Origin of the sequence: Jatrophihabitans lederbergiae, assembly GCF_031845305.1 — a bacterium.
Taxonomy (GTDB): Bacteria; Actinomycetota; Actinomycetes; order Mycobacteriales; family Jatrophihabitantaceae; genus Jatrophihabitans_A; species Jatrophihabitans_A lederbergiae.
Window position 1 is genome coordinate 1 of record NZ_JAVREH010000142.1, and the last position, 1,852, is coordinate 1,852.

Consider the following 1,852-nt stretch of genomic DNA (forward strand, 5'->3'; position numbering starts at 1 on the left):
CCCGATATTCTTCACCCTGAAGGTGCTCCTCGCTCCGCATGAACTGGTCGTCGCAACCCTGATTCTTGCTGGCTTGGAGCACTTTTCAGTTGATCAACGCGCCGCCCTCATGAAAGCCCCGGGTTAGCCGCATCGGAGGATTCACGTATGTGCCCACCCGCAGACTCCACCCCTGACCTCTCACCGTCACAACCTCTCACCCACACCACGCTGCCCGCACAGCACAGCTACCTGTTGGACCAGGTCACCGCCCGGACGGCCCCCGTTCTGTCCCGCACCGATCAAGACAAATGGCCCGGAGCCGAGCTGTACCAGCTGCTGGACTATCTACATCTTGAAGTGCTAAGGCAGATCACTGACGAGGAATGGCTGTTGTTCCGCAACTATCAGCTGACCACTGAGGTTCTCGCGCCGCTGCGAGAGCAGCACCTGACCCTGCGCGAGAACATCGACACCCTCACCGCGGCCAGCACCGACACCCACTCCCCGGCGCAATTGGGCGCAGCAGTACGGCAGCTGACAACGACTCTTCGTGATCACATTCAGACGGAAGAGCAGCTCCTCACCGCCGAAACCGAGACCCCCTCGACCACTGCCCTCGGCGCCACCCCACACACCTGGTACGCCTTGATCGAAGGCCCCGTCATCGACCTGGACACCCTGCCCGGCGCCCCCGGGATCGATGCCGTGACCGGAAGACTGCTAAGGCTACGACGCGGTGAACAGCTCGAACTGCACGCCAGCACCGACCCGCTTCCACTCTGGCGGCGGCTGGCAACCAGCGACCCAGGCGGCTACGGCTTCACCTACCTCCAACAGGGGCCACCCCAATGGCGCGCCACCATCAGCCGCCACACCGGCGCCTGAGCAACCACCCCGCATCACCCACTACCTCCTGGTGGCTGGAACTCAACCGAGCATGGTGGCGAGCACCGCGGCTTCGCTGATACCAGCATCCTTGGTCGCTGTGAGCAGCGTCAACGTCCGCTCGCTCGCCAGTGCACGCAGATGAAGCAAAGCTTGGGCACGCTCAGGATCGGTGAGTTCCTCGCAGTAGCGACGCGTGAACTCCTCGAAACGCTCAGGCTGATGGCCGTACCACTTACGCAGATCGGTGGACGGAGCGACCTGCTTGCACCACTCGTCCAGCCGGGCCTTCTGCTTGGTCATTCCCCGCGGCCAGACCCGGTCCACCAGCACCCGTGCACCGTCCTCGGGTGCGGGCTCGTCATAGATTCGACGCACCCGAACCCGGCATTGCCTGGCCATCAACAACTCCTTGCTGCCGGTAGGCCTTCCCAGATCGGCAACGTTGTGGCTCTCAATCGAGTGGTGCCTGCTGATAAGTGTCCTCCCAGGTACCACCAACCTCGGAGACCCACGTCAGGTTCGGATGGACGCTCAGCGGGGGATACCGGCTCGGGTCGGGCAACTCCACGAGTTCCGGGTTCGACTGAAGGCCTGAGACCTCCTCGCCGAGGCGACGTACCGCCTCCAAACCGGTGAACGCCTGATCCTGCACCTGTACACACGGCAGGTCGGGGCGGCCGAGGTCCTGCCATTCGCTACGCCAGGATCGGATGCGTCGGAAGGCATCAGTGGTAATCGGGTCGACGCCGGAGTGACCGCGAAGCATCGGGCCGACCAACGGGGTCCGCAGAACCGTCGGATTGCCGATGTCAGCACCATGCCGCCAGTACAGCTCGAACAGCAACCGGCGAACATGAGCAATTGTCAATACCTGTGGATTGGTCTTGGTCAGGCTGCGGTTTCGAGGGGCGGCGCGACGGGTTGTTGATCTTCTGATCGTTCGACGAGTTTGCCGTTGACGAAGACCGTGCCGGCGCGGACG

The 1,852-nt window shown here is 63.2% G+C and carries 3 protein-coding genes; 1 reads left to right on the forward strand and 2 read right to left on the reverse strand.

What is annotated here, in order from left to right:
• Positions 1–147 precede the first annotated feature (147 nt).
• Positions 148–867, forward strand: a complete 720-nt coding sequence (locus tag RM423_RS24545) for a hemerythrin domain-containing protein (protein ID WP_311425662.1) — start codon at positions 148–150, stop codon at positions 865–867.
• A 42-nt stretch (positions 868–909) separates the two neighbouring features.
• On the opposite strand, the gene RM423_RS24550 is transcribed toward RM423_RS24545, so the two are convergent.
• The gene (locus RM423_RS24550) at positions 910–1,269 is read right to left on the reverse strand and encodes a DUF488 domain-containing protein (RefSeq protein WP_311425663.1); all 360 of its coding nucleotides are present in this window, start codon (positions 1,267–1,269) and stop codon (positions 910–912) included.
• 52 nt (positions 1,270–1,321) lie between these two features.
• Positions 1,322–1,852, reverse strand: a 531-nt coding sequence (locus RM423_RS24555) for a hypothetical protein (RefSeq protein WP_311425664.1), incomplete at its 5' end; no start/stop codon positions are given.